The sequence below is a fragment of the Gemmobacter aquarius genome, from assembly GCF_003060865.1.
Lineage (GTDB): Bacteria > Pseudomonadota > Alphaproteobacteria > Rhodobacterales > Rhodobacteraceae > Paragemmobacter > Paragemmobacter aquarius.
On sequence record NZ_CP028918.1, the window covers coordinates 1,330,840 to 1,356,432 of the forward strand.

Genomic DNA, 25,593 nt, shown 5'->3' on the forward strand with positions numbered 1-25,593 from the left:
GGCCCCGGTTGATCGGGGCCTTTTCCCAACCTGAAGGAACGGAACGATGAGCGATATCCACGCCTTCGAGCAGCCCAAAGAGGCGGGCTTTGGCGATTTTGTGCAGCTTTTGAAGCCGCGTGTCATGTCGCTTGTGGTGTTCACGGCGCTGGTCGGTCTGCTGGTGGCGCCGGTGTCGGTGAACCCCGTGGTCGCCTTGGCCTCGATCCTGTTCATCGCGCTGGGGGCGGGTGCCTCGGGGGCGCTGAACATGTGGTGGGACGCCGATATCGACGCGGTGATGAAGCGCACGGCCAAGCGTCCGGTGCCTGCGGGCACGGTTGCGGCGGGCGAGGCGCTGGGGCTGGGCATGGCGCTGTCGGGCATATCGGTCGTGATGCTGGGTCTGGCGTCGAACTGGCTGGCGGCGGGGCTGCTGGCGTTCACCATCTTTTTCTACGTGGTGGTCTATTCGATGTGGCTCAAGCGTTTGACGCCGCAGAACATCGTGATCGGCGGGGCTGCGGGAGCTTTCCCTCCGATGGTGGGGTGGGTCGCGGCGACGGGGTCGGTTTCGCTGGAAGCGGTGTTGATGTTCGCGCTGATCTTCATGTGGACGCCGCCGCATTTCTGGGCGCTGGCGCTGTTCATGAAGGAAGATTATTCCAACGCCGGCGTGCCGATGCTGACGGTGACGCATGGGCGCAAATCAACGCGGAAACATATCTGGGTCTACACGGTGCTGCTGGCGCCGGTTGCGGTGGGGGCTGCGTTCACCGGGATCGGCGGGCCGATCTATCTGGCGGCTTCGGTGTTGCTGAACGGCTGGTTCCTGTGGGGCGCGTGGCGCATCTGGCACCGCGACGAGGCGGTGGCGGAAGCGGATAAATACGCGGTCGAGAAATCGGTGTTCCGTTTCTCGCTTTACTATTTGTTCCTGCATTTCGGGGCGATCCTCGCCGAGGCGGCGTTGCGGCCCTATGGTCTGGGAGGCTGGTAAGATGGCATTTCGTCCGGAACATGAGATCCACAAGCGGCGCTTTTCGCGCAACCTGGGGGTGGGGCTGTCGTTGGCGGCGTTCATCGCGCTGGTGTTTGCGCTGACGGTGGTGAAGGTCACCGAAGAGGGCAAGATGAAGCACAACGCCGATGGCACCATTCAGGGGCAGTCCGAGTGATGCATAAGCAGAACAAGACCGCGCTCTATCTGGTGGGGGTGGTGGCTTTGATGGCGTCGCTGTCCTTTGCCGCCGTGCCGTTCTATTCATGGTTTTGCCGCGTGACGGGGTTTGCCGGAACGACAGGCGTCGCCACTGCTGCGCCGGACGAGATATTGGACCAGACGGTGATCGTGCGTTTCGATGCCTCGATCGAGAAGGGGATGCCCTGGACCTTCAAGCCGATGCAGCGGGAAATGACCGTGCGGATCGGCGAGAACGCCTTGGCGTTTTACGAGGCCGTCAATACCGCCAAGCGGACGGTTGCCGGAACGGCTGCCTATAACGTCACCCCCGATGCGGCGGGTGGCTATTTCGACAAGATCGAGTGCTTCTGCTTTACCGAGCAGGTCCTGAAACCGGGCGAGCGGGTGGAAATGCCTGTAAGCTTCTTCGTGGACCCCGAGATGCTGAAGGACCCCGAGGGCCAATTCGTGAAGGAAATAACGCTTTCCTACACGTTTTTCGAAACACCGTTGACCGAGGAGCAGGCAGCACTTGCCGCCTCTGAGGGCGAGACGGTAAACTGACAAGAAACGCGAGGGAAACCGGACATGGCACAAGCCAAGAACCACGACTACCACATTCTTCCGCCGTCGATCTGGCCGTTCATCGCTGCGGTCTCGGCCTTTCTGATGCTGTTCGGGGCGACGCTTTGGATGCATGGCAAAGGGCCGTGGCTGGCGCTGATCGGCTTTGCCGGGGTGCTTTACGTGATGTTCGCCTGGTGGTCGGACGTGGTGAGCGAAAGCCAGGTCGGTGACCATACGCCGGTGGTCCGCATCGGGCTGCGCTATGGCTTCATCATGTTCATCATGTCGGAAGTCATGTTCTTTGCCGCATGGTTCTGGTCGTTCTTCAAGCACGCGCTTTACCCGATGGGGCCGGAAAGCCCGGGCATCGACGGGGTCTGGCCACCTGCGGGGATCGAGACTTTCGATCCGTGGCATCTGCCGCTGATCAACACGCTGATCCTGCTGTGTTCGGGGGCTGCGGCCACTTGGGCGCACCATGCGCTGGTGCACGAGAACAACCGCAAGGACCTGAAGAACGGTTTGCTGCTGGCGGTGGCACTGGGTGTGTTGTTCACCTGTTTCCAGATCTACGAATACAGCCATGCGGCCTTTGGCTTTGCCGGCAACATCTATGGCGCGAACTTTTTCATGGCGACGGGCTTTCACGGGTTCCACGTCTTTATCGGCACGATCTTTCTGCTGGTGTGCTATTTCCGCGCGACGCGGGGGCATTTCACGCCAGAAAAGCATGTCGGTTTCGAGGCTGCGGCCTGGTACTGGCACTTTGTCGATGTGGTCTGGCTGTTCCTGTTCGCCTCGATCTACGTCTGGGGCCGGTGAGGGCTGAAAACGCCGGGGGGCTTTGCGCCCCCCGGACCCCCCGCAGGATATTTTTCGGACAGAAAATGAGGGGCGCGGGGCGGATGCCTCGCGCTTTTTCGGTTGGGGAAGGGATATGTCGATGTTGCGCCGGATGATTGTGCCTTTGCTGTTCGGCTTGGCGGGGGCGGCGGTTCTGATCGGGCTTGGTGTCTGGCAGATGCAGCGGCTGTCGTGGAAAGAGGCGGTGCTGGCCGACATCGACGCGCGGATCGTGGCGGCGCCGGTCGGGCTGCCCGAAGCGGTCGACCGTGTGCGCGACAGCTATCTGCCGGTGCGGGTGAAGGGGCGGTTCACGGGCGAGCATGTCGATGTGCTGGTGAGCCGCAAGCAGATTGGCGCAGGGGTGCGGGTGGTCGAGGTGTTCGAGACCGGGGCCGCAGGCGGTGTGCGGCGGGTGCTGGTGGACCGTGGGTTCGTGACCGACGATCTGCGGGATGCGCCGCGGGTTTCGGGAGAGGCCGAGGTGGTCGGAAACCTGCATTGGCCCGACGAGGTGGATGGCTATACGCCACCGCCAGACCCCAAGACCGGGCTGTGGTTTGCCCGCGACGCCGATGCGATTGCCGCGAGCCTGCGGACCGAGCCGGTGTTTATTATCGCGGCCGCGCCAACCGGTGGCGCGATCGAGCCGATGGCGGTCGATACTTCGACTATTCCCAATGACCATCTGCAATATGCGATCACGTGGTTTTCGCTGGCGGCGGTCTGGCTGGGGATGACAGTCTATCTTCTCTGGCGTATCAGGCAGCGGACGGTTTGAACCGTGACAACGAGGCTATAGGCTGATGACGATGAATTACATCTCGACCCGTGGTGCAGCACCGGTTCTGACCTTTGGCGAAGCGATGATGACGGGCCTTGCGCGGGACGGCGGGCTTTATGTGCCCGAAACCGTGCCGGTGATGGCCAAGGCCGAGATCGCGGCGCTGGCCGGGTTGACCTATGAGGAGATCGCGTTCCGGGTGATGCGGCCGTTTCTGGGCGACACCTTCCGCGATGATGAATTCCGCGAGTTGATCGCCAAGGCCTATAGCGGCTTTGGCCATGCCGCGCGGGCGCCGCTGGTGCAGCTCGGGGCGAACCATTTCCTGCTGGAGCTGTTTCACGGGCCGACCTTGGCGTTCAAGGATTTCGCCATGCAGCTGATCGGGCAGATGATGCAGGCGGCGCTGGCCAAGACCGGCGAGCGTATCACCATCGTGGGGGCCACGAGCGGCGATACCGGATCGGCGGCGATGGAGGCGTTCCGGGGGTTGAGCAATGTCGATCTGTTCATCCTGTTCCCGCATGGCCGCGTGTCGGACGTGCAGCGGCGGCAGATGACCACGCCTTCCGAGGCGAATGTCCATGCGCTGGCGATGGACGGGGATTTCGACGATTGCCAAGCCCGCGTTAAGGACATGTTCAACGATTTCGCATTCCGTGACGGGGTGCGGCTGGCGGGGGTGAACAGCATCAACTGGGCGCGGGTGCTGGCGCAGGTGGTGTATTATTTCAGCAGCGCGGTGTCTTTGGGTGCGCCGGAGCGGGCGGTTTCGTTCACGGTGCCCACGGGGAATTTCGGCGACATCTTCGCAGGCTACATCGCGCGCAAGATGGGGCTTCCCATCGAGCAACTGGTGATCGCGACCAACCATAACGATATTCTGGACCGTGCGATGCGGTCGGGGGCCTATAAGACCGACGGGGTGAAGCCGTCGATCAGCCCGTCGATGGACATTCAGGTGTCTAGCAATTTCGAGCGGGCTTTGTTCGATGCCTACGGGCGCGATGGCGGGGCCGTGTCGCAGTTGATGGCCGAATTGAAGGCGGGTGGTTTTGCCATCAGCCAAGGCGCTTTGCAGATGCTGCGCGGCACCTTTGCCTCGGGGCGCTGTTCCGAGGACGAGACTATCGCCACGATCCGCCACGCTTTTGCAACCACGGGCGAGGTCTTGTGCCCGCATTCCGCCGTGGGGGTGAAGGTTGCCGGGGAGCATCTAGGGGCTGTCCCGATGATTACGCTGGCCACGGCGCATCCGGCGAAGTTTCCCGATGCGGTCGAGGCGGCGATGGGCGCGCGGCCGGCGCTGCCGCTGCGGATGGGCGATCTGTTCGACCGGCCCGAGCGGATGACCCGCGTTCCGAATGATCTGGCCGCGCTTCAGGCCGTTGTGCGCGAAAGGACTGCGCGTTGAGCCTGAGAATTACCACGCTTGCCAATGGGTTTCGCATCGTCACCGAAGCCATGCCGGGGCTGTTGTCTGCATCCGCCGGGGTCTGGGTGACGGCGGGGGGGCGCCACGAGCGGGCCGAGCAGAACGGGATCGCGCATTTTCTGGAACATATGGCGTTCAAGGGGACGAAGCGTCGGTCGGCTTTGCGGATTGCCGAAGAGATCGAGGATGTGGGGGGCTATATCAACGCCTATACCAGCCGCGAGATGACCGCCTATTACGCGCGGGTGCTGTCGGCCGATGTGCGGATGGCGCTGGATGTGATCGCCGATATCGTGCTGAACCCGGTGTTCGACGCGAAGGAGATCGAGACCGAGCGGGGCGTGATCTTGCAGGAAATCGGGCAGGCGCTGGATACGCCCGATGACATCATCTTTGACTGGTTGCAGGAGGTGTCTTATCCTGACCAGCCGTTCGGGCGCACCATTCTGGGGCCGTCCGAGCGGGTGGGGGCGTTCAAGAAGAAGGACTTGCAGACCTTTGTGGCCGAGCATTACGGGCCGGACCAGATGATACTGGCCGCTGCGGGCGGGGTCGATCACGACAGCATCGTGGCGCAGGCGGAAGAACTGTTCGGGCATCTGAAACCGGTGGGTGACGCGCGCTTGCAAAAGGCGCTGTTCGGGGGTGGCGAGCGGCGCGAGGTCAAGGATCTGGAGCAGGTGCATTTCGCGCTGGCCTTCGAGGGGCCGGGATACCGCGCGCCCGATGTCTACGCAGCGCAGGTTTACGCCACGGCGATGGGCGGCGGCATGTCGAGCCGCCTGTTCCAGAAGATCCGCGAGGAGCGGGGGTTGTGCTATTCGATCTTTGCCCAGTCGGGCGCCTATGAGGATACGGGGCAGATCACGGTTTATGCCGGAACGTCCGAAGACGAGATCGGCGATCTGGTGGGGCTGACGGTCGACGAGATGAAGCGTGCCGCTGACGATATGAGCGAGGCCGAGGTGGCACGGGCGCGGGCGCAGTTGAAGGCAGGCATGCTGATGGGGCTGGAAAGCCCGTCAAACCGCGCCGAGCGCAACGCCCGGCTTCTGGCGATCTGGGGGCGCGTGCCGGGGGTCGAGGAAGTGGTGGCACGGATCGACGCGGTGGGCGTGGGCGATGTGCGGGCCTATGCCGCATCTGTCGCGGTGGCGAAGTCGGCGGTGGCGCTTTATGGCCCCGTCGCCGATGCGCCCGGTCTGGAGGCGATCCGCGCTAGGCTCGCCGCCTGATGCTGGCTTTTCGCCGCAAGGTCCGCATCGAGACCGAGCGCATGACGCTGCGCCTGCCGCAGCATGGCGACTGGAAGCCCTGGGCGATGCTGCGGGCGGAAAGCGCCGGGTTTCTGGCGCCGTGGGAGCCGTCCTGGGCCGAGGATCACCTGACGCGGCGGTCTTTCACCAACCGTGTCTATTGGGCGGCGCGGGCCGAAGCGCAGGGCACGGCGCTGCCCTTGATGCTGGTCAGGCGCGAGGATCAGGCGCTTTTGGGGGCGATCACACTCGACAACATCCGTCGTGGCCCGTCGCAATCGGGCACGCTGGGTTATTGGATCGGCGAGCAATTCTCGCGCCGCGGTTATATGAAGGAAGCGATCCTTGGCGTGGTGCATCATGCCTTTAACGTGATGGATCTGAGCCGGATCGAGGCGGCCTGCCTGCCCGAGAATGCGGCATCGCGCGGTGTGCTGGAGAGATGCGGCTTCAAATACGAGGGTGTGGCGCAAAGCTATCTGCAAATCGCGGGGCGCTGGCGCAACCATGTGCTTTACGCGAGCCTGCGGACAGACCGGCGCGGTCGCACGGACGTGGGCTGACGGCTTGCCTTGCCAAGAGCGGGGGGCCACTGCCCCCCCGCACCCCCCCCCGCACCCCCCCGACGGGCGGATACTTAAGCCATTGTGAACAGGGCGAGGGTCTTATGCCTTTTCACGCTTGCTCAAATATTCTCGGGAGGGGTCCGGGGAGGGTGGAAAACCCTCTCCGGCCTTGGGGCAAAAGCGCCGTCAGGCGTTCACATCGACCACGATTCGGCCCTGAACCTCGCCCCGCAGGATGGCGGCGCCGAGGGTCGGCAGGTCCGACAGGGTGGCGGGGCGGATCATCGCTTCCAGCTTGCCCATCGGCAGTTCGGCGGCAAGGCGGTTCCACGCGACCACGCGTTGCGCGTAGGGGATGGTGACCGAGTTGATGCCCAGAAGGTTGACGCCGCGCAGGATGAAGGGGGTGACCTTGGCGGGCAGATCGGCGCTGGCGGCAAGGCCGACCGAGGCGACCGAGGCATTGGCCTTCATCTGGCCCAAGAGGCGGGCCAGCATCGCGCCGCCCGCGTTGTCGATGGCACCGGCCCAGAGTTCGGATTCGAGCGGTTTTTTCACCGTCTCGGCCAGATCGGCGCGGGGGATGATGCGGCTGGCCCCCAGATCGCGCAGGTAGCTTTCCGTCTCGGGGCGACCGGTCACGGCGGCGACGCGGTAGCCGTTCGCCGCGAGAAGCGCGGTGGCGACCGACCCCACGCCGCCTGCGGCCCCTGTTACCAGCACCTCGCCCTGATCGGGGGTCAGGCCGTGGGCTTCGAGCGCCATGATGGCGAGCATGGCGGTGAAGCCTGCGGTGCCGATGGCCATGGCCTGACGCGTCGATATCGCATCGGGCAGGGGCACCAGCCAATCGGCATTGACGCGGGCCTTTTGGGCATATCCGCCCCACCACGCCTCGCCCACGCGCCAGCCTGTCAGCACCACGCGGTCGCCCGCCTTGTAGCGCGGGTCGGAGGAGGTTTCGACCGTGCCGGCAAAGTCGATTCCGGGCACATGCGGATAGGTCCGCACGAGACCGCCGCCGGGGCCGATGCACAGCCCGTCCTTGTAGTTCAGCGTGGAGTATTCGACGGCCACCGTCACCTCTGCTTCGGGCAGGCGGCTTTCGTCGATGGATTGGACCGAGGCGGTGGTCTGGCCGGTGTCGTCTTTTTCGACGAGAAGGGCGCGGAACATGGGGTTTCCTTTTTTGTTATGCACGGTCTTGGTCATGCCCGGTTTCAGACCGCTCGTTCGCGCGGCAATATAGGACGGACAGTCACAATCAAGGCGTATCGCAGGGCAATTTCCCTTGCGGGTGCCCTTGCGGGTGATTGAATTTGTGACAGTGTGCAATATCTTGACGAGGCACTTCCAGAGCTAATCCAGCCTTTGTCTGCCTTCGCTGGAATTTCCAACGGTCGGCTCGGTCAGGGCATGAGTGAGAGAGGAAAAAGGAACTGATGAAACACACGAGAGCGCCGCTTCTTTCCGTTGCCGCCCTGTTCGGGCTGGCAACGGCCGTATCCGCAGCAGATGCCGAGCTGACGGTTTTCGATTGGGCCGGCTGGGATATTCCGGGTCTGTCGGCGAAATACGTCGAAAAGCACGGCGACAGCCCGACCTATGCGTTTTTCGGCGACGATGACGAGGCGTTCCAGAAGGTCAGTTCCGGTTTCAAAGCCGATCTGGCGCATCCCTGCGTGGCCAGCCTGCCGCGCTACAAGGAAGCGGGTCTGATCGAGCCATGGGATGTGTCGAAGATCCCGGAATTCGCCAATATCCACCCGCCGCTGCTGGAATCTTCGGTGGTGAAGGATGATCAGGGCGTGTGGTTCATCCCGACCGATTACGCCTATACCGCCGTGGCCTATAACACCAAGGAAGTGACGGCCGAAGAGGTCGCCTCGCTTCAGGTGTTTACCGATCCGAAATTCGCCGGGCGCATTTCGCTGCCCGACAGCGCCGATGACATCTGGTCGCTGGCTTTCCTCGCCACCGGTGTGACGTCTTGGGACAACGTGACAGACGAGCAGTTTCAGGCGGCGGCAGATTGGCTGCGCGCGGTGCATCCCAACGTGCGGGCCTATTGGGCCGACCCTGCCGAGATGAGCCAGCTTATGGCGACGGGCGAGGTTCTGGTGGCCTGGTCGTGGAACGACGGTGTGGCGCTGCTGCAGGACGAGGGCTTCCCCATCGGTTTCAACCGCACGCCCAAGGAAGGGGCGGCGACCTGGTATTGCGGTTACGTCAACCTCAAGGACGGGCCGGGCAGCGAAGACAAAGCCTATGATTTCATGAACAGCTTCCTCGACCATGGCTCGGCCAAGGCGATCCTCGATGCCATCGGCTATGCCATCTCGAACGATGCCGCGCTCAAGGAGATTCCGGCCGAGGAGCTGAAGGCGGCTTTCGTCGATCCGGTCGAGGGGCCGATGCTGGCGCAGACGCCGGTGAGTTCGGAGTTCCGCGCCAAGATGATCGAAGAGTTCGAGAACATCAAAGCGGGGTTCTGACTCCGGCTTGACCAAGACCGAGGCTGGCGGAAGTCGGTCTTCAGGGCGCCCGGCGGCAGGACCGCCGGGCGCTTGGCTTTTGCGTCATCGTCCCGTCACGGCTCTGTCCCATCCTGCGCCGATGGAATACACGCTTCGCCCCGCCGACGTTCAGGATGCCGCCTTTTTGCGAGAGCTGGAGGCGGAGGCTATGCGCGACCATGCGCTGGCCTTGTGGGGGCGGTATCTGCCGGTCGAATATCCGACGCTGTTCGATCTGGAAAAGACGCGCATCGTGTCGGTTGCAGGGGTTCCGGCGGGCAACCTGACCGTCGAGAGCGGGCCGGACCATCTGCGGCTGCGCAAGCTGTACCTTGTGCCCGATGTGCAGGGGCGGGGTCTGGGCAAGCTGTTGCTCGGGGTGGCACAGCGCGAGGCGGCGGCGGCGGGGTTGCCGTTGCGGCTGAGCGTGTTGCGGCCCAACCGTCGGGCACTGGCCTTTTATCTGCGCGAAGGATTGCAGGTGACCGAGGACACCGGCGAGCGGCTGTTCCTGATGCAGCCGGTTCCGGCGGAAAGTCGCAAAACGCCCTTGTGACCACGCTTCGGCATGCCTATATTCGATCCTGTTCGGGGCAACCCGGACTATGGTGATAAACGCACCTGTAATAGACGGCTCGGACCCGGGGGCGGTACCCGGCGACTCCACCAATCCACCCGGTCATTGCGGGGGTTCGGGGTCGAAATAGGATCGACGAACGTTCAAAGAGGCCAGCTTTTACCCGGTGAGGTACCACCGTTATCGGTCCATGATCACAGTTGCCAATGACAACAGTGCTCCGATGGCGCTGGCCGCGTAAGCGGCTCGCAATATCAAACCTAAGTCCTTGCGCTTAGCCGCGTAAGGCGGGGTTCGCAGGTACCTGGCAACAGAAACCTGCACTTTTCCCTTTTTTATCGACAGCATTGCGGGCGATTTCTGACGCAGAAATCGCGGCGGAATTTGACGCAAATTCCGGCGAGCACGGTCGGACACCGTTTTCTGCGCCAGAAAACGGCGCGGAATTTGCGTCAAATTCCGCTGGCGCGCAGCACGGCGCCGGGGTTGAGGATGCCGTTCGGGTCGAGTGCGGCCTTGATCGCCCGCATGGCGTGCAGTTTGGCGGGGTCGGCGTAGCGTTCCAGATCGGCGACCTTGAGCCTGCCGATGCCATGTTCGGCGCTGACCGATCCGCCCATGCTGTCCACGAGGTCGTGGATCGCGGTCTTTATCGGCTCGCGCTGCGCTTCGTGGTCCTTGCGGGTTTTGCCGGGGCGGGGGAAGACGTTGTAATGCAGGTTGCCGTCGCCCAGGTGGCCGAAGCAGTTGATGCGGAAGCTGTCGATGCGGGCCAGTGCGGCGGGGGCTTTGGCGATGAAGTCCGGGATCGCCGAGAGCGGGAGCGAGATGTCGTGGCTGGAGACCGCGCCGATGCGGCGGTTGGCTTCGGGGATCATCTCGCGCAGGCGCCAGAGTTGGGTGGCCTGCGCCTGCGATGTGGCGATCACGCCATCGGTCACGAGCGAGAGGTCGTCGGCTTCGGCGTAAAGGCTCGCCATCGCCTCGTCTGCGTTCAGGCCCGAGGGCAGGCCGAGTTCGATCAGGACCGACCAATCGGGCGGGGTGGCGAAAGGCTGGGTCACATCCGGCAGGGTTTCGGTCAGGAAGTCAAAGCCGGTGCGGTGGATCAGCTCGAAGGCCGAGACCATGCCGGAGAGGCGCTTTTGCGCGAGGGCCAGAAGCCGCAGGGCGGTTTCGGGCGAAGGGGTCGTGAGAAGCGCCGTCACGGTGCGCGCGGGGATGGCGAACAGGCGCAGGCTGGCGGCGGTGATGATACCAAGCGTGCCTTCCGACCCGATCAGCAGGTGGCGCAGGTCGTAGCCGGTGTTGTCTTTCCGCAGGCGTTTCAGGCCATGGAAGATGGAGCCATCGGCCATCACCGCTTCGATCCCGAGGGTCAGGTCGCGCGCGTTGCCGTAACGCAGGACGTTCAGCCCGCCTGCGTTGGTGGCCAGAAGCCCGCCGATGCGGGCGCTGCCTTGCGAGGCGAGCGAGAGGGGGAAGAGAAAGCCTGCCTCGGTCGCCTGCGTCTGGGCGTGGGCAAGGATGGTTCCCGCCTCGACCGCGAGGACGGATTCGGCGGGGTAGAGCCCGCGGGTGGCGGTCATGCGTTCGAGGGACAGGATCAGGGGCGCCGGGCCTTCGGGCAGAAGCTGGCCGCCCACAAGGCCGGTGCCGCCGCCCCATGGCACGATGCCGACGCGGGCGGCGTTGCAGGCGGCGACGATTGTAGCGACCTCGGCCGTGCTGCGGGGCAGGGCGACGGTGCTGCCGGTGCCGGTCCAGCGGCCACGCGGGTCGCTGCGATAGGCCTCGGCGGCGGGGCGGAGGGTGTCTGCGGGGAGCGTTTCCGCGAGGGCTTCGAGAAAGGCATCGGAGGCGGGGTTCAGCATGGGGTGCCCTTTGGCGGCTTGGCTCGGGCTTTACCTAGCGCAAGGGGCGGGGTGGGGAAACGGGGATCGTCACGGGCTTGGGTTGGATGCGCCGGAGAAGCACATCTTACAGCGGGGCGGGGTCGAGGACGAGGATCGAGGGGGTGGCGGGCAGCGTGTCTTGTGACAGCACAAGGTCGGGGCCGCCGGTTTCGACCACGGGATAGCGGCCGCCCAGCGTGGCGAGGAAGGTATCGAGCGAGCTGCCCGAAAACCAGTGCATCGGGATGATGACGCGGGCGCGCAGGCGGTCGACCACGCCGATCATCGCCTCGGTCGACATGGTGTAGCCGCCGTCGACGGGGACCATGACCACGTCGAGCCTGCCGATGGCGGCGTATTGGGCATCGTCGGGGATCTGGTGCAGGTGGCCGAGATGGCCGATGCAGAGGCCGCCCGCTTCGAACACGAAGATCGAGTTGCCGTCGCGCAAGGCGCCTTCGCCGAAGCGGCCACGGGTGTCGGTGGGCACGTTGCGGACCAGCATCGCGCCGAGGTCCAATTCATGCGCGGCGGCGATGCCGCCCGTGGGCCAGCCTTGCAGCACATGCGGGATGCGCGGGTCGGGGTTGTCGGTCCAGTGGGTTGCGTGGGCGTTGTTCATCGTCACCACATCTGGGACGATGTCGGGGTTGCCGAGAAAGCCCGTGTAATCGGTCACCGCCATGACGCTGCCCGATTGCAGCGCGAATTGGGCGTGGTTGATATAATGGATGCGGACCTGATCGGTGCCGACCTCTGCGCCGAGGGCGGCGGGCATAATGCGTTCGGGGCCTTTCGCCAGTGCAAAGCAGTTCGAGGCCTTGCGAGTTTCCTGCGCTTGGGCTGCCATGGCAAGCAAGGTCAGCGCAGTGGCTGCGAAGGTGGCGAGGCTTGTGTGCATGGGCGGCTCCTGTCGCGGGGCGGTTTGCGTGATGGTGCCACGGGTTTGGCGATTGGCGGAATCACGGCTGCGTCAGTGAAAGTTTTGCGGCGTCTTGCGGGGGGCGGCGATCCGTTCCATCAATCGGGCAGCCAGAGGAGACACAGATGACCGGCCTTGACCTGAATTTCGTGCGTGACCAGTTTCCGGCGTTTTCGTCGCCCGTGCTGTCGGGCCATGCCTTCTTTGAAAACGCGGGCGGGTCTTATCCGTGCCGGCAGGTGGTGGACCGGTTGCATCGGTTCTACACGGATCGCAAGGTGCAGCCCTATGCCCCCTATGCCGGAGCGCGCGAGGGCGGGGCCGAGATGGACGAGGCGCGGGCGCGACTGGCGGCGATGATGGGGGTCGAGACGCGGGAAGTGTCGTTCGGGCCTTCGACGAGTGCGAATACCTATGTGCTGGCGCAGGCCGTGCGGCAGTGGTTGCGTGGCACGGACGGGGCGGTGGTGGTGACCAATCAGGACCACGAGGCGAATTCGGGCGTCTGGCGGCGTCTGGCCGATGAAGGGGTCGAGGTTCGGGAATGGCAGATAGATCCGCAGACGGGATCGCTGGCCTTGGCCGACCTGACGGTGCTGCTGGCTGACGGGCGGGTGCGGCTGGTGTGCTTTCCGCATTGCAGCAATGTGGTGGCCGAGATCAACCCCGTGGCCGAGATCGCCGCGATGGCGCGGGCGGCGGGGGCGCGGACTTGTGTGGACGGGGTGAGCTATGCGCCGCATGGCTTTCCGGATGTGGCGGCGCTGGGCTGCGATGTGTATCTGTTTTCCGCCTACAAGACCTTCGGGCCGCATCAGGGGATCATGGTGATCCGCGAGGCGTGGGGAATGGAGTTGCCCGCGCAGTGCCATTACTTCAACGCAGCTTCGCTTTATAAGCGGTTCACCCCTGCGGGGCCGGACCATGCCCAGATTGCGGCCTGTGCCGGAATGGCGGATTACGTGGACGCTTTGGCCGCGCATCACGGGATTTCGGGCGATGCGGCGGCGCGCAATCGTGCCGTGCATGATCTGATGCGCGCCCAAGAGGTGGCGGTGATTGCGCCCTTGGTGGATTATCTGGCGGCGCGCAACGATCTGCGCCTGATCGGGCCGAGGGATGCGGGGGCGCGTGCGCCGACGGTGGCCGTGGCGCTGGACCGTGTGGCCGAGCCTGTTTCGGTGGCGCTGGGAGAGCGGGGCATTGCCTGCTGGGCGGGGGATTTCTACGCGGTGCGGCCATTGCAGGCGATGGGGGTCGATCTTTCGCGCGGCGTGCTGCGGCTGAGTGCGGCGCATTACACCAGTGCGGGCGATGTGGCGCGGCTGATCGCGGCGCTGGACGAGGTGCTTTAGGCGGCTTTGTTTCGTGGGCAGGGTTGAAAAGCTGCGCTGCGGCATAGGTTTAGCGGTCGTTTGGGGATTTATCGCATGACCGCTCCGCTGCTTTTATGGTTCCGCCGCGACTTGCGGCTGGATGATCTGCCGATGCTGGCGGCTGCGCTGGCGACGGGGCGGCCGCTTGTGCCGGTTTTCGTGCTGGATGACGAAACCGAGGCCTTGGGCGCTGCGCCGAAATGGCGGCTGGGGTTGGGGGTTGCGGCTTTCGCAAAGCGGCTGGAGGCGGCGGGGTCGCGGCTGGTGCTGCGGCGGGGCGATGCCTTGGCGGTGCTGCAGGCGCTGGTGGCCGAGACGGGGGCCGCGGGGGTGATGTGGTCGCGGCTTTACGATCCGGTGTCCAAGGCGCGGGATCAACGGGTCAAGGCGGGGCTGCGCGAGGCAGGTATCGGGGCCGACAGTTTCGCGGGGCATCTGCTGCACGAACCTTGGGATGTGGCGACGGGGACGGGCGGGTTCTACCGCGTCTATACGCCGTTCTGGCGGGCGGTGCGGGGGCGGGCCGTTCCTGCTCCGGTGGCGGCCCCTGCGCGGTTGCCTGCGCCTGCGGTCTGGCCTGTGTCGGACGATCTGGACGCGTGGCGGATGGGGGATGCGATGAACCGCGGGGCGGCGGTGGTTTCGGCTTATGTCCATGTGGGCGAGGCGGCGGCGGTGGCGCGGCTGGAGCGGTTTCTTGACGGATCCGTAGACAGCTACGACGTTGCGCGCGATCTGCCGGCGGTCGAGGGAACCTCGGGCCTGTCGGAAAACCTTGCGCTGGGCGAGATCGGGGCGCGGCGGGTCTGGCATGCGGCTTGGGCAGCGTTCGAGCGGGGCGGGGCGGGGGCCGAGACGTTCCTTAAGGAGTTGGTTTGGCGCGAGTTTTCGTATCACCTCGTCTATCACAGCCCGCATATCACCACGGCGAACTGGAAGCCGGAATGGGATGCCTTTCCGTGGCGCGGTGACAGTGCCGATGCAGAACGCTGGAAGCAGGGCATGACGGGCGAGCCTTTCGTGGATGCCGCGATGCGCGAGATGTATGTGACGGGGCGGATGCACAATCGGGGCCGGATGATCGTGGCGAGTTACCTGACCAAGCATCTGATGACCGATTGGCGGATCGGGCAGGCGTGGTTTGCCGATTGCCTGATCGACTGGGACCCTGCGGCCAATGCGATGGGCTGGCAATGGGCGGCGGGGTCGGGGCCGGATGCGGCGCCCTATTTCCGCATCTTCAACCCCGCGACACAGGTCGAGAAATTCGACCCCAAGCAAGAGTATCGCAAGCGGTTCATAGCCGAGTTGTCGCGCGATCCGGGGCGCGAGGCTTTGGCGTTTTTCGACGCGGTTCCAAGGGGTTGGAACCTGTCGCCTGCCGCGCGCTATCCGATGCCCATGGTCGATCTGGCCGAGGGGCGGGCGCGGGCGCTTGCGGCCTATGCGGCGCGGGGGGGCGCGGGGGGCGATGTGGCTTCAGTGGAGGGGTCTGCACGAAACTCTTGAGTGCGGGCTTCGTATCTGTGACTGTGCGTTGTTAAATAAGAACAAAAAGAAGTGGGGTGTGATGGACGTTTTGACGAGCACGGCAGGCCAGAGCGGGCTGCCGCGATATTTCTCCTCGGCTTTCGAGGTTGCCAAGCGGTTGGGGCGCGGGCGGCTGGATTTCGTGTTGCCTGACGGGCGGCGGTTCCGGGTCGAGGGCAAGGCTGCGGGGCCGGTTGCAGAGTTGACGGTGCATAACGCCGACAGCTTTGCGCGGCTGATCCGCGAGGGTGACCTGGGCTTTTGCGATGCCTATCTGGATGGCTGGTGGTCGACGCCGGATTTGCAGGCGCTGATGGACTTGGTGCAACTGCCCGAGAACGACATGGTCAATGACGGCTTTCCCGGCATGGGTCTGGTGCGGTTCTATGAACGCATGCGGTTCTGGTTGCAGGGCAATTCCAAGGCGCAGGCCAAGAAAAACATCCATTACCACTATGATCTGGGCAATGCGTTCTACCGGCTTTGGCTGGACGAGACGATGACCTATTCATCGGCGATCTTCCGGTCTGGGCAGGAAAGTCTGGAAGCGGCGCAGGTCGAGAAATACCGGTCCATGGTGGACGAGATGGGCGCGAAACCGGGCGATCATGTGCTCGAGATCGGCTGCGGCTGGGGCGGGTTTGCGGAATATGCCGCGAAAGAGCGCGGGTTGCAGGTGACGGGGCTGACGATTTCGCAGGCGCAATATGATTTCGCGGTGGAACGGATGGCAAGGCTGGGCCTGTCGGACCGCGTGACGATCAAGTTGCAGGACTACCGCGACGAGCGCGGCATGTATGACGGCATCGCAAGCATCGAGATGTTCGAGGCGGTGGGCGAGAAATACTGGCCGGTCTATTTCAACAATTTGCGCGACCGGCTGAAACCGGGTGCCAAGGCGACGCTGCAGATCATCACCATCGCTGACAAGCGTTGGGACGTGTACCGCAAGAGCGTGGATTTCATCCAGAAATACATCTTTCCGGGGGGTATGCTGCCGTCACCCGCCGTGCTTCGGGCCGAGGTGGAAAAGGCGGGGCTGCGGGTCGCGGGGTCGATCGAGTTCGGGGAAAGCTACAGCCAGACGCTGCGGCGCTGGCATGACACGTTCAACGACCGCTGGGACGAGGTGGCGCGGATGGGGTTCGATGACCGGTTCCGCCGGATGTGGAATTTCTACCTCACGTCTTGCGCGGGGGCGTTTCAGGGCGGGAACTGCGATGTGACGCAGATTACCGTGACGCGGGTCTGATGCCGACGGCGGCCAAACTTTTCGCCGCGCTCGGGTTTGCGGCTTTGGGCTGGCTGGCGGCGGCGGTGCTGGGGCAGGGTCTGCCCGAGGGAATGGTGCTTGGCCTTGTGCCCGAGGGGGCGATGGTCGCGGGGCTGCTGTGCGGTTGGCGCATCGCGGGGCGCGAGGCGGGGCGCGGATATGGCACGGCAGTCGGCACGGGGGTGCGGACGGGTGCGGTGATGGTCGCGGTCGTGCTGTTCGGGGTGGCGGCCTGGGCAATGCTGGAAGCGTCGATGCGCAGGCAGTATCCGGGACCGTTCGAGGCGCTGATGGGCATGGTGCAGTTGATGCTGAAATACGGGCGGCTGATGGGCTATGCGCCCTTCATCGGGGTGATGGGTGTCGGAAGCGCGGTTCTGGGCCTGCTGACCGAAAAGGTAGGGCGGCGCTGGTCGTGAGTCTGGTATTCCTTTACGGGCCGCTTTGCGACACCGCGCTGCGGGCTGTGGTGCTTGGTGGCGGGGTTTCGGTTCAGGCGGGGTCGGTCGCGGGGGTTCTGCACGCAACGGCGCATGGCGCGACATGGGCGTTGGGCGCGGGTGTCGTGCGGGGCGATCTGCTGCGATTGACAGACGAGGCAGCGGCGCGGCTGGCGTTTTACGCAAGGGTGACGGGGCAGGCGGCAGTGCCTTGCGAGGTTGCTTTGGCAGAGGGATCGGTTGCGGCGGTGCTTTATGCGGGCGGGGATGCATTGGCTGCGTGGTCTGCTGGCGATTGGGAGCGTGATTTCGCGGCGGCGGCGGTTGCCGCGGCGCGGGATGTGATGGGGCTTTACGGCGTTGTGGCGGCGGATGTGCTGGCGCGGCGCTACGGCCATATGCTGGTGCGCGGGGCTGCGCGGGTGCGTGCGGCTGTCGCGGGGCCGGTGACGGCGCGGCGGGCGCAGGGGGCGGGCGATGTGGATGTGGCGCGGGTGGCGCTGCCCTATGCCAATTACTTTGCCGTGGAAGAGCATGACCTGCGGTTTCGCCGCTTCGATGGCAGTTTCAGCGATACGGTGAAACGGGCGGCCTTTGTCATGGGCGATGCGGTGACGGTTCTGCCCTATGACCCGGTGCGCGACCGTGTGTTGCTGGTCGAGCAATTCCGCGCCGGTCCTTACGTGCGGGGCGATGGCGAATGCTGGTCGCTGGAGGCGATTGCCGGGCGCATCGATGCGGGCGAAAGCCCCGAAGATGCCGCGCGGCGCGAGGCGGTCGAGGAAGCAGGGCTGCGGCTGGGCGCTTTGGAACTGGTCGCGGGCTATTACCCAAGTCCCGGCGCGGTGACAGAGTTTTTGTATTCCTATGTCGCGCTGGCCGACCTGCCAGACGATGCGGCGGGGGTCTTCGGGGTCGAGGGCGAGGCCGAGGATATCCGCGGCCATCTGATGGGCTTCGGGCGGCTGATGGAATTGGTGGCTTCGGGCGAGGTGAACAATTCGCCCCTTATCCTGACGGCGCTGTGGTTGCAGCGCGAGCGGGGGCGGTTGCGGGCGGGGTGACCCCCGCCCTGCCGGTTACAGGTTCAGCGCGGTCCAGGCCCCGTTGCGCTTGGACGAGCGCACGCAGGCATCGACGAAGGCCACGCCTTCCAGCCCTTCGGCAAGGCCCGGAAAGGTGACTGCGGGGTCGAGTGCGGTGCCGTCGCGACGGGCGAGGATGGCGCGGGCGGCTTCGGCGTAGATGTTGGCGAAGCCTTCCAGATAGCCTTCGGGGTGGCCTGCGGGCACCCGGGCCATGCGGGCGGCGGCGTGGCCCGAGCCGTGGCCATTGCGGGTCAGGCGGTAGCGTGGCGCGTTGAGGGGGCCGACCCAGAGGTTGTTGGGGTCTTCCTGCGACCATTCGATGCTGGATCTGGTGCCGAAGACGCGGAGCTTGAGGTTGTTTTCCAGCCCTGTCGCCACCTGACTGCACCACAGCATGCCGCGTGCGCCGCCTGCAAAGCGCAGCAGGATATTGGCGTTGTCGTCGACGCGGCGGCCGGGGACGAAGCTTTGCAGATCGGCGGCGAGCGCATCAAGCGTCAGGCCGGTGACGAAGCGGGCGAGGTTGAAGGCATGGGTGCCGATGTCGCCGATGGCGCCGCCTGCGCCGGTGCGTGCGGGATCGGTGCGCCAGTCGGCCTGTTTGTGGCCCGACTGCTCGATGGGTTCGGCCAGCCAGTCTTGCGCGTATTCCACCTGCACGAGGCGGATGTCGCCCAGATCGCCATTGGCGACCATCTCGGCGGCTTGGCGGACCATGGGGTAGCCGGTGTAATTGTGGGTCAGCGCGAAGATCACGCCCGACGCTTCGGCGGCTTTGGCGAGGCGCTTGGCCTCGGGCAGGGTGGCGGTCAGGGGTTTGTCGCAGATGACATGGATGCCACGGCGCAGGAATTGCAGGGCCACGGGGGCGTGCATGTGGTTGGGGGTGACGATCGCCACGGCCTGGATCCCGTCTTTGCGGCGTGCTTCGCGGGCGGCCATTTCGGCAAAGCTGGCATAGGCGCGTTTCGGGTCGACGCCCAGATCGGCGGCGCTGGCGAGGCTTTTTTCGGCGGTGGCGGAAAAGCAGCCCGCGACGAGTTCGTATTGGTCATCGAGCCTTGCGGCGATGCGGTGGACCGCGCCGATGAAGGCATCGCGCCCGCCGCCCACCATGCCGAGGCGGATGCGAGGGCTGCGGGCGACAGGTGCTGTTGTATTGGTCATTCGAACCTCTCTCGTTCATCCTTGCGGCAAATACTCCGGGGGGTGCGGGGGGGGGGTGCGGGGGGCTGGCCCCCCGCCCTTGCCGGTTCCGCCGGATCATGCGTCCGTTATGTCGGGCCGGTCGACGAATTGCCAGAGCGTCGGATCGGCGCCGTCTATGGCGGCAAGGACGGCGCGGGTCAGGAAGGCTCCGGCGCGGGCAACGTCTTCGGGCAGTGCGATCAGGCCGGGGCGGAAGCGGGCCAGAAACGGGGTGGCCTCCTTCCCCACCGCGTCGAAGTCGCGGGTCAGGGTCGCGCCACCGCGTTCCGCTCCGGTCACGAGCGCCATGGTCGCGGTGGTCGAGGCCGAAATCAGGCCATCTGGCGGATCACTCGCGAAGCGGCGGGCGATGGCGGCTTCGATTTCGGCCCCGGCGCTGTCCGAAGTGATGTCGTCGGCCACTTGCGCCGAAAGCCCCGCACGTGCGGCCTCGTCCAGAAAGCCTGCGGTCATGTGGCGGGCGTAGCTGTGGTCGGGCGGGGGGGCGATGAGGAGCAGGCGTTTGCGCCCGCGTGCGGCGAGGGCGCGGACGGCGGTGCGGGCGAAGGCTTCGTTGTCATAGTCGAAAAACGGGTGGGTCAGGCCCATGTCGCTGCGCCCGTGGGTGGCAAAGGGGAAGCGCCGGTCGTGCAGGTAACGGATGCGCGGATCGTCGGCGCGGGTCTGGTTCAGGATCACGCCATCGGCCGAGCCGGTCTCGACGATGTAGCGCACCGGCGCCATCTGGTCTTCGTCGGGAAAGAAGGGCATGACGACAAGGTGGTAGGGCGTGCCGCGCAAGCCGCGGGCGATGGCGTTCAGAAGCTGGGCGGTATGGGTCATTGCGTCGGCCTCGGTCGACAGGATCAGGGCGATGACATGGGTCTTGCCGGTGCGGAGCCTGACGCCTGCGCGGTTGGGGCGGTAGCCGAGGCGGGCTGCGGCCTCGGCCACGCGGGTCTTGGTGGCCGCGCCGATGTCGGGGGCGTCTTTCAGCGCGCGGCTTACGGTTGCAACCGCAAGGCCGGTTTCAGCGGCGATGGTTTTCAGCGTGGGGCGGGTCATGCCTGCTGTCGGTCGGGGGGATGCGCTGTCGTGGGGCATGCGGGGTCCGGCAGGGGTGTGGCATGATTTGTGACCGCTGCGCGGGGTGGGGGCAAGGGGGGAAAGCGGGTTGATGCGGAAATCTATAACGTTATAGATTTTTCTGAACCGGTCCCTTGGTGGCAGGCCGGCGACGGGCGGCGGATGGATTCGGGGAAGGGCGCGGGGGATGGACATGCGTGATCTGGGCGGGGAGTGGTCACTGACCGATGGCGCGGTGACGGTGCCTTTCATGGTGCCCGGCGACGGTGTTACCGCGCTGCATCGGGCGGGGGTGATCGCCGACCCCTATGTCGGGCGCAACGAATATGGCTCGCGCTGGGTGGCCGGGCGGGACTGGGTGGCGAGGCGGACTTTCGACCATGCGGGCGGTGCGGCTGCGCTGGTGATCGAGGGGCTGGATACGGTGGCCGAGGTGCGGCTGAACGGGGTGCTTGTCCTGAAGGCGGCCAATGCATTCCGCCGCTGGCGGGTGTGTTCGGGCGCTGCTTTGCGGCAGGGGGAGAACGAGATTTCGGTGACCTTCCGGTCCTCGGTGGCCGAGGCGGCGCAGAGGCAGGCGGCGCAGCCGTTTTTCGTGCCGTGGCACGAGGGGAATTGCCCTATCCCGAACGGCAACATGCTTCGCAAGCCGCAATGCGATTTCGGCTGGGACTGGAACGTGGCGCTGGCGCCGTTCGGCATCTGGGGGCGGATCGGGATCGAGCCTTGCGGGCCGCGCATCGCCGATGTGGTTGTGGTGCAGCGGCACGGGGTTGGCGTGGCCGAGGTTGCGGTCGAGGTGCGTGCCGAGGGAGTGGCAGAGGGCGAGGTTGTCACGGCTGCCCTGTGCGGGGTGACGGGGGCGGGCACCATAGCGGGCGGCGTGGCGCGGGTGGTGCTGGCGATTGCCGAGCCTGTGCTGTGGTGGCCCGCGGGTCTGGGCGCGCAGGTGTTGCATGATCTGGTGGTGACGGCGGGGGCTGCGCGGGCGGTGCGACGGGTGGGCTTGCGCGACATGGCGCTGCTGTCCGAGCCTGACGCGGCGGGGCGGTCGTTCGGGTTTAGGGTCAACGGGCAGGCGGTCTTTGCGCGGGGGGCGAACTGGATACCGGCGGATGCGCTGGCGGGTCGGATTACGGTTGAGGGCGTGCGCGATCTGCTGCAATCGGCGGTGGATGCCAATATGAACATGATCCGCGTCTGGGGTGGCGGGCGCTACGAGCCGGACTGGTTTTACGACCTCTGCGACGAGATGGGGCTGATGGTCTGGCAGGATTTCATGTTCGCCTGCCATCTTTACCCCTCGACCCCCGAATTTCTGGCCGAGGTCGATGCCGAGGTGCGCGATGTGGTGGCGCGGATCAACCATCACGCCTGCATCGCGCTGTGGTGTGGCGACAACGAATTGGTCGGCGCGCTGGGCTGGTTCGAGGCAAGCCGCAAGGACCGCGACCGTTATCTGGTCAGCTATGACCGGCTGAACCGGACGGTCGAGGCGGCGCTGAAGGCGGTGTTGCCAGATGCGGCGTGGTGGCCGAGTTCGCCTTCGGCGGGGCCGCTGGCCTTTGGCGATGCGTGGCATGACGACAGTTCGGGCGACATGCATTTCTGGAGCGTCTGGCACGAGGGGCGCGATTTCGACCATTACCGCGAGGTGCGGCCGCGGTTCTGTTCGGAATTCGGCTTTCAATCCTATCCGTCGATGCAGGTGATCCGGCGCTTTGCGGAGCCTTCGGATTTCAACATCGCCGCCCCCGTGATGGAGAGCCACCAGAAGAACGCGGGCGGCAATGCGCGGATTGCCGAGACGATGTTCCGGTATTTCCGCTTTCCGGTGGATTTTGCCAGTTTCGTTTACCTGTCACAGGTGCAGCAGGGGCTGGCGATCAAGACGGCGGTGACGGCATGGCGGGGGATCAAGCCGCAGTGTCAGGGCACGCTGTACTGGCAGTTGAACGACACATGGCCGGTGTGTTCGTGGTCGTCGCTCGACCACGGGGGCGGGTGGAAACTGCTGCACCACATGGCCAAGGGGTTTTATGCGCCAGTGACGGTGGTCTGCATCCCGCAAGGCGAGGCGCTGGTGCTGCGCGGGGTGAATGACGGGCGCGACGCGGTGCGGCTGCGGGTTACCGCGCGGGCGGCGGCGATGGACGGGACGGTGCGCGATCTGGGGGCAGGCGAGGGGGTGGTGCCGGTCGACCGTGCGGTGGACCTGTGCCGCGTGGTGCGGGGCGATCTGCGGGCGGAGGAGGTGCTGGTGTTCGACTGGGAGGGCGATGCTGCAGGGAGCGATGTTTTTGCGCCCTTGCCGTGGAAGGCCTATGACTTGCGGCCATCGGGCGTGACGCTTGCGGTTTCGGGTGGGGCAGGCGACTGGCGTTTGCGGCTGGAGGTTGCGGCGCTGGCGCCCTTTGTTGCGGTCGAGGCGGATGTGGCGGGGCGGTTCAGCGCGAATGCGGTGACGATGGTGCCGGGGGTTCCGGTCGAGATCGGCTTTGACTGCGATCCGGGCGTGGTGCCGGAATTCGTGCTGCGCGATCTTCATGCGGCGACCTATGGGCCGGGTGCGGGATGACCTTGGCGGGCCTGCGTCGATTTTGGTCTTGGCGGTCTTTGCCCGCTTGATCAAATTGCCGGTCGCGGCGTAACCATTGGGGCCGAGGGAACGGGAAGGCCGGAATGGACGAGGCGACGCAGAAGATACCGATCCACGAGGTCACCTATGGCCGGTTGCGGGATATGATCCTGTTCGGGCGGCTGGAGCCGGGGCAGGCGGTGACGATACAGGGTCTGGTGCGCGATCTCGATGCCGGAATGACGCCGGTGCGCGAGGCGATCCGGCGGATGACCGCCGAGGGGGCGCTGCTGCCGCAGGGTAACCGGCGGGTGGCGGTGCCGGAGTTGACGCCTGCGCTGCTGGAGCAGTTGGCTTTCGTGCGGCTGACGGTCGAGCCGAAGCTTGCGGAACTGGCGGTGGCGCATCTGACGCCCGCGCTGATCGACCGGCTGGAGGCGATCGACGACCGCGTGGACCGAGCGATCCGGGGGGGGCATGTGAACGAGTATCTCGAAAGCAACCACGCCTTCCATTTCGCGCTTTACGAGGCGTCGGATGCGCCCTTGCTTGTCGATATCGCGCGGTCGCTGTGGCTGCGGTTCGGGCCGTCGCTGCGGGTGGTCTGTGCGCGCTTCGGCGCGTCAGCCCTGCCGGACCGGCATGAGGAGGCGCTGGCCGCGATGCGGGCGGGCGACGGGGCAGCGCTGGCGCGGGCGATTGCCAATGACATCGAACAGGGGATCGAGCAGATCAGGGCGGCGCAGGCGCAGGACGCCTGAGGCGGGGCGTGTTGGCAAGGATTTCCGGCCGCAGCGCGGGGTGAAAGCGCCGGGGGTTTCACCCCCGGACCCCCAGAGTATTTTCGCAAGGATGAAGAGGCTTTCGGTGGCTGTAGAATTTGATCAAATTTCTTGAACGGCGCGGGATTTGATCATAAACTGGGAAAAGTGGTGGCGGGAGCGTCCTGCCACCTGATGATTCCGCGAGGTCGCCCCCATGAACATGATCACCAACCATCTGCCCACGGCGGAGTTGCAGGCGCTGGATGCGGCGCATCACATGCACCCCTTTACCGATGCGACGGGGCTTGCGGCCAAGGGCGCGCGGGTGATCGTGCGGGGCAAGGGCGTATGGCTGAACGACAGCGACGGGAACCGCATCCTCGATGCGATGGCGGGGCTGTGGTGCGTGAACATCGGCTACGGGCGCAAGTCGCTGGCCGAGGTCGCGGCGCGGCAGATGGAGGAGTTGGCCTATTACAACACCTTTTTCCAGACGACCCATGTGCCCGCGATTGCCTTGGCGGCGAAGCTGGCGGAACTGGCACCGGGCGATCTGAACCATGTTTTCTTTGCCGGGTCGGGGTCGGAGGCGAATGACACCAACATCCGTCTGGTGCGGCGCTACTGGCAGGTGAAGGGTCAGCCTGAAAAGCGGGTGATCATCTCGCGCAAGAACGGCTATCACGGGTCGACCATGGGCGGTGGCTCGCTTGGCGGGATGGCACCGATCCATGCCCATGGCGGGATGATCGACGGGATCGTGCATATCGACCAGCCCTACTGGTGGGGCGAGGGCGGCGAGATGACGGAAGCCGAGTTCGGTCTGGAGCGGGCGCAGCAGCTGGAGGCAAAGATACTCGAGTTGGGGGTCGACACGGTTGCGGCCTTCATCGGCGAGCCGATCCAGGGGGCGGGGGGCGTGATCGTGCCGCCTGCGACCTATTGGCCGGAAATCCAGCGGATTTGCGACAAATACGGCATCCTGTTGATCGCGGACGAGGTGATTACCGGCTTCGGGCGGACGGGCAACTGGTTCGGCAGCCAGACATTCGGCATCAAGCCGCATATCATGACCATCGCCAAGGGGCTGTCGTCGGGCTATCAGCCCATCGGCGGGTCGATCGTCTGTGACGAGGTGGCGGCTGTGGTGGCGGAAGGTGGCGAGTTCTTCCATGGCTACACCTATAGCGGCCATCCGGTCGCGGCGGCGGTGGCGCTGGAGAATCTGCGCGTCTTGCAGGAAGAGCATATCGTCGAGCATGTGCGCGACGTGGCGCACCCTTACCTTGCCGAGCGCTGGGCCAAGCTGGCCGATCACCCGCTGGTGGGCGAGGCCAAGCTGGTGGGTTTGATGGGGTCTATCGCGCTGACGCCGCATAAGGAAAGTCGTGCCAAGTTCGCGTCCGAGTCGGGCACGGTGGGCTTGCGCTGCCGCGAACGGTGCTTTGCCAACAACCTGATCATGCGCCATGTCGGCGACCGGATGATCATTTCGCCGCCCTTGGTCATCACCCCCGACGAGATCGACACGCTGATCGCGCGGGCCACGCTGTCGCTGGATGAATGTTATGCCGGTTTGAAGGCGGACGGGATGCTGGTCGCCAAGGCTGGCTGAGACGCTGCGATCTGACGAAAAGAAAAAGCCCGAAGGCATTGCGCCTTTGGGCTTTTTTGCATTTCGGGTGGTGCGGGACCGCCGCTTTTTTGCGCCTTTGGTTGCAATCTGTTTCAAGAAAAACGCGAAAAC

Annotated in this window: 23 protein-coding genes and 1 other RNA gene; 19 read left to right on the forward strand and 5 right to left on the reverse strand. The window is 65.2% G+C overall.

Annotated features, from left to right (window positions below; translation table 11 throughout):
• Positions 1-46 precede the first annotated feature (46 nt).
• The 8 genes from cyoE (at position 47) to HYN69_RS06495 (ending at position 6,610) form a co-directional block, all read left to right on the forward strand.
• Positions 47-979 carry a heme o synthase gene (cyoE, locus tag HYN69_RS06465; RefSeq protein ID WP_108435021.1) on the forward strand — a complete coding sequence of 311 codons (933 nt, stop codon included), beginning with the start codon at positions 47-49 and terminating at the stop codon, positions 977-979.
• Position 980: 1 nt separating this feature from the next.
• Positions 981-1,157, forward strand: coding sequence for a hypothetical protein (locus tag HYN69_RS20960; RefSeq protein WP_174213604.1), 177 nt, complete (start codon positions 981-983; stop codon positions 1,155-1,157).
• On the forward strand, positions 1,157-1,726 hold the full coding sequence (locus HYN69_RS06470) for a cytochrome c oxidase assembly protein (RefSeq protein ID WP_108435022.1): 570 nt from the start codon (positions 1,157-1,159) through the stop codon (positions 1,724-1,726). The genes HYN69_RS20960 and HYN69_RS06470 overlap by 1 nt, the downstream gene beginning before the upstream one ends.
• 24 nt (positions 1,727-1,750) lie before the next feature.
• The gene (locus HYN69_RS06475) at positions 1,751-2,551 is read left to right on the forward strand and encodes a cytochrome c oxidase subunit 3 (RefSeq protein ID WP_108435023.1); all 801 of its coding nucleotides are present in this window, start codon (positions 1,751-1,753) and stop codon (positions 2,549-2,551) included.
• A 121-nt stretch (positions 2,552-2,672) separates the two neighbouring features.
• Positions 2,673-3,353, forward strand: a complete 681-nt coding sequence (locus tag HYN69_RS06480; RefSeq protein WP_108437065.1) for an SURF1 family protein — start codon at positions 2,673-2,675, stop codon at positions 3,351-3,353.
• Positions 3,354-3,384: 31 nt separating this feature from the next.
• Positions 3,385-4,770, forward strand: a complete 1,386-nt coding sequence (thrC, locus tag HYN69_RS06485) for a threonine synthase (protein WP_108437066.1) — start codon at positions 3,385-3,387, stop codon at positions 4,768-4,770.
• Positions 4,771-4,820: 50 nt separating this feature from the next.
• Positions 4,821-6,026 (forward strand): M16 family metallopeptidase, encoded by a 1,206-nt coding sequence (locus tag HYN69_RS06490; protein ID WP_407925255.1) that lies wholly within the window; start codon positions 4,821-4,823, stop codon positions 6,024-6,026.
• On the forward strand, positions 6,026-6,610 hold the full coding sequence (locus HYN69_RS06495; protein ID WP_108435025.1) for a GNAT family N-acetyltransferase: 585 nt from the start codon (positions 6,026-6,028) through the stop codon (positions 6,608-6,610). Before HYN69_RS06490 ends, HYN69_RS06495 begins: the two co-directional genes overlap by 1 nt.
• Positions 6,611-6,799: 189 nt before the next feature.
• Here the strand turns inward: HYN69_RS06495 and HYN69_RS06500 are convergent, their stop codons facing one another.
• Entirely contained in the window at positions 6,800-7,789 is a 990-nt protein-coding gene (locus HYN69_RS06500; protein ID WP_108437067.1) for an MDR family oxidoreductase, read from the reverse strand.
• 266 nt (positions 7,790-8,055) lie between these two features.
• Between HYN69_RS06500 and HYN69_RS06505 the strand changes: the two genes are divergently transcribed.
• The 3 genes from HYN69_RS06505 to ssrA all read left to right on the forward strand — a co-directional run bounded on the left by HYN69_RS06505 (position 8,056) and on the right by ssrA (position 10,031).
• Complete coding sequence (locus HYN69_RS06505) at positions 8,056-9,108, forward strand: ABC transporter substrate-binding protein (protein WP_108435026.1); 1,053 nt, start codon at positions 8,056-8,058, stop codon at positions 9,106-9,108.
• Positions 9,109-9,229: 121 nt separating this feature from the next.
• Complete coding sequence (locus HYN69_RS06510; RefSeq protein ID WP_216824663.1) at positions 9,230-9,685, forward strand: GNAT family N-acetyltransferase; 456 nt, start codon at positions 9,230-9,232, stop codon at positions 9,683-9,685.
• Positions 9,676-10,031, forward strand: a transfer-messenger RNA (tmRNA) gene (gene ssrA, locus HYN69_RS06515). The genes HYN69_RS06510 and ssrA overlap by 10 nt, the downstream gene beginning before the upstream one ends.
• Positions 10,032-10,158: 127 nt before the next feature.
• Here the strand turns inward: ssrA and HYN69_RS06520 are convergent.
• Together HYN69_RS06520 and HYN69_RS06525 are read right to left on the reverse strand one after the other, a co-directional pair.
• The gene (locus HYN69_RS06520) at positions 10,159-11,580 is read right to left on the reverse strand and encodes an FAD-binding oxidoreductase (protein WP_108435027.1); all 1,422 of its coding nucleotides are present in this window, start codon (positions 11,578-11,580) and stop codon (positions 10,159-10,161) included.
• A 106-nt stretch (positions 11,581-11,686) separates the two neighbouring features.
• The gene (locus HYN69_RS06525) at positions 11,687-12,502 is read right to left on the reverse strand and encodes an MBL fold metallo-hydrolase (RefSeq protein WP_108435028.1); all 816 of its coding nucleotides are present in this window, start codon (positions 12,500-12,502) and stop codon (positions 11,687-11,689) included.
• A gap of 146 nt (positions 12,503-12,648) precedes the next feature.
• On the opposite strand from HYN69_RS06525, the gene HYN69_RS06530 reads away from it, so the two are divergent.
• The 5 genes from HYN69_RS06530 to HYN69_RS06545 all read left to right on the forward strand — a co-directional run bounded on the left by HYN69_RS06530 (position 12,649) and on the right by HYN69_RS06545 (position 18,206).
• Positions 12,649-13,878, forward strand: coding sequence for an aminotransferase class V-fold PLP-dependent enzyme (locus HYN69_RS06530; protein WP_108435029.1), 1,230 nt, complete (start codon positions 12,649-12,651; stop codon positions 13,876-13,878).
• Between the two features lie 75 nt (positions 13,879-13,953).
• On the forward strand, positions 13,954-15,408 hold the full coding sequence (locus HYN69_RS06535) for a cryptochrome/photolyase family protein (RefSeq protein WP_108437068.1): 1,455 nt from the start codon (positions 13,954-13,956) through the stop codon (positions 15,406-15,408).
• 61 nt (positions 15,409-15,469) lie between these two features.
• Positions 15,470-16,681 carry an SAM-dependent methyltransferase gene (locus HYN69_RS06540; protein WP_108435030.1) on the forward strand — a complete coding sequence of 404 codons (1,212 nt, stop codon included), beginning with the start codon at positions 15,470-15,472 and terminating at the stop codon, positions 16,679-16,681.
• Positions 16,681-17,121, forward strand: coding sequence for a TrgA family protein (locus HYN69_RS20505; RefSeq protein WP_159082379.1), 441 nt, complete (start codon positions 16,681-16,683; stop codon positions 17,119-17,121). Before HYN69_RS06540 ends, HYN69_RS20505 begins: the two co-directional genes overlap by 1 nt.
• Positions 17,118-18,206, forward strand: coding sequence for an NUDIX domain-containing protein (locus HYN69_RS06545; protein ID WP_230426512.1), 1,089 nt, complete (start codon positions 17,118-17,120; stop codon positions 18,204-18,206). The genes HYN69_RS20505 and HYN69_RS06545 overlap by 4 nt, the downstream gene beginning before the upstream one ends.
• A 15-nt stretch (positions 18,207-18,221) precedes the next feature.
• Here the strand turns inward: HYN69_RS06545 and HYN69_RS06550 are convergent, their stop codons facing one another.
• Entirely contained in the window at positions 18,222-19,397 is a 1,176-nt protein-coding gene (locus HYN69_RS06550; protein ID WP_108435031.1) for a Gfo/Idh/MocA family protein, read from the reverse strand.
• A 96-nt stretch (positions 19,398-19,493) separates the two neighbouring features.
• Positions 19,494-20,483: a LacI family transcriptional regulator gene (locus HYN69_RS06555; protein ID WP_230426513.1), complete on the reverse strand. Its 990-nt coding sequence runs from the start codon at positions 20,481-20,483 to the stop codon at positions 19,494-19,496.
• 208 nt (positions 20,484-20,691) lie between these two features.
• On the opposite strand from HYN69_RS06555, the gene HYN69_RS06560 reads away from it, so the two are divergent.
• The 3 genes from HYN69_RS06560 (at position 20,692) to HYN69_RS06570 (ending at position 25,461) form a co-directional block, all read left to right on the forward strand.
• Positions 20,692-23,082 (forward strand): glycoside hydrolase family 2 protein, encoded by a 2,391-nt coding sequence (locus tag HYN69_RS06560; RefSeq protein ID WP_108435033.1) that lies wholly within the window; start codon positions 20,692-20,694, stop codon positions 23,080-23,082.
• 104 nt (positions 23,083-23,186) lie between these two features.
• The gene (locus HYN69_RS06565) at positions 23,187-23,843 is read left to right on the forward strand and encodes a GntR family transcriptional regulator (RefSeq protein ID WP_108435034.1); all 657 of its coding nucleotides are present in this window, start codon (positions 23,187-23,189) and stop codon (positions 23,841-23,843) included.
• A 217-nt stretch (positions 23,844-24,060) separates the two neighbouring features.
• Positions 24,061-25,461 (forward strand): aspartate aminotransferase family protein, encoded by a 1,401-nt coding sequence (locus HYN69_RS06570; RefSeq protein ID WP_108435035.1) that lies wholly within the window; start codon positions 24,061-24,063, stop codon positions 25,459-25,461.
• Positions 25,462-25,593: the final 132 nt, after the last annotated feature.

Excerpts from the sequence above, each read along its gene's own strand:
- cyoE (WP_108435021.1), top strand. The coding sequence starts at position 47 with ATGAGCGATATCCACGCCTTCGAGCAGCCCAAAGAGGCGGGCTTTGGC.
- HYN69_RS20960 (WP_174213604.1), top strand. The coding sequence starts at position 981 with ATGGCATTTCGTCCGGAACATGAGATCCACAAGCGGCGCTTTTCGCGC.
- HYN69_RS06470 (WP_108435022.1), top strand. The coding sequence starts at position 1,157 with ATGCATAAGCAGAACAAGACCGCGCTCTATCTGGTGGGGGTGGTGGCT.
- HYN69_RS06475 (WP_108435023.1), top strand. The coding sequence starts at position 1,751 with ATGGCACAAGCCAAGAACCACGACTACCACATTCTTCCGCCGTCGATC.
- HYN69_RS06480 (WP_108437065.1), top strand. The coding sequence starts at position 2,673 with ATGTTGCGCCGGATGATTGTGCCTTTGCTGTTCGGCTTGGCGGGGGCG.
- thrC (WP_108437066.1), top strand. The coding sequence starts at position 3,385 with ATGAATTACATCTCGACCCGTGGTGCAGCACCGGTTCTGACCTTTGGC.
- HYN69_RS06490 (WP_407925255.1), top strand. The coding sequence starts at position 4,821 with ATGCCGGGGCTGTTGTCTGCATCCGCCGGGGTCTGGGTGACGGCGGGG.
- HYN69_RS06495 (WP_108435025.1), top strand. The coding sequence starts at position 6,026 with ATGCTGGCTTTTCGCCGCAAGGTCCGCATCGAGACCGAGCGCATGACG.
- HYN69_RS06500 (WP_108437067.1), bottom strand. The coding sequence starts at position 7,789 with ATGTTCCGCGCCCTTCTCGTCGAAAAAGACGACACCGGCCAGACCACC.
- HYN69_RS06505 (WP_108435026.1), top strand. The coding sequence starts at position 8,056 with ATGAAACACACGAGAGCGCCGCTTCTTTCCGTTGCCGCCCTGTTCGGG.
- HYN69_RS06510 (WP_216824663.1), top strand. The coding sequence starts at position 9,230 with ATGGAATACACGCTTCGCCCCGCCGACGTTCAGGATGCCGCCTTTTTG.
- HYN69_RS06520 (WP_108435027.1), bottom strand. The coding sequence starts at position 11,580 with ATGCTGAACCCCGCCTCCGATGCCTTTCTCGAAGCCCTCGCGGAAACG.
- HYN69_RS06525 (WP_108435028.1), bottom strand. The coding sequence starts at position 12,502 with ATGCACACAAGCCTCGCCACCTTCGCAGCCACTGCGCTGACCTTGCTT.
- HYN69_RS06530 (WP_108435029.1), top strand. The coding sequence starts at position 12,649 with ATGACCGGCCTTGACCTGAATTTCGTGCGTGACCAGTTTCCGGCGTTT.
- HYN69_RS06535 (WP_108437068.1), top strand. The coding sequence starts at position 13,954 with ATGACCGCTCCGCTGCTTTTATGGTTCCGCCGCGACTTGCGGCTGGAT.
- HYN69_RS06540 (WP_108435030.1), top strand. The coding sequence starts at position 15,470 with ATGGACGTTTTGACGAGCACGGCAGGCCAGAGCGGGCTGCCGCGATAT.
- HYN69_RS20505 (WP_159082379.1), top strand. The coding sequence starts at position 16,681 with ATGCCGACGGCGGCCAAACTTTTCGCCGCGCTCGGGTTTGCGGCTTTG.
- HYN69_RS06550 (WP_108435031.1), bottom strand. The coding sequence starts at position 19,397 with ATGACCAATACAACAGCACCTGTCGCCCGCAGCCCTCGCATCCGCCTC.
- HYN69_RS06555 (WP_230426513.1), bottom strand. The coding sequence starts at position 20,483 with ATGACCCGCCCCACGCTGAAAACCATCGCCGCTGAAACCGGCCTTGCG.
- HYN69_RS06560 (WP_108435033.1), top strand. The coding sequence starts at position 20,692 with ATGGACATGCGTGATCTGGGCGGGGAGTGGTCACTGACCGATGGCGCG.
- HYN69_RS06565 (WP_108435034.1), top strand. The coding sequence starts at position 23,187 with ATGGACGAGGCGACGCAGAAGATACCGATCCACGAGGTCACCTATGGC.
- HYN69_RS06570 (WP_108435035.1), top strand. The coding sequence starts at position 24,061 with ATGAACATGATCACCAACCATCTGCCCACGGCGGAGTTGCAGGCGCTG.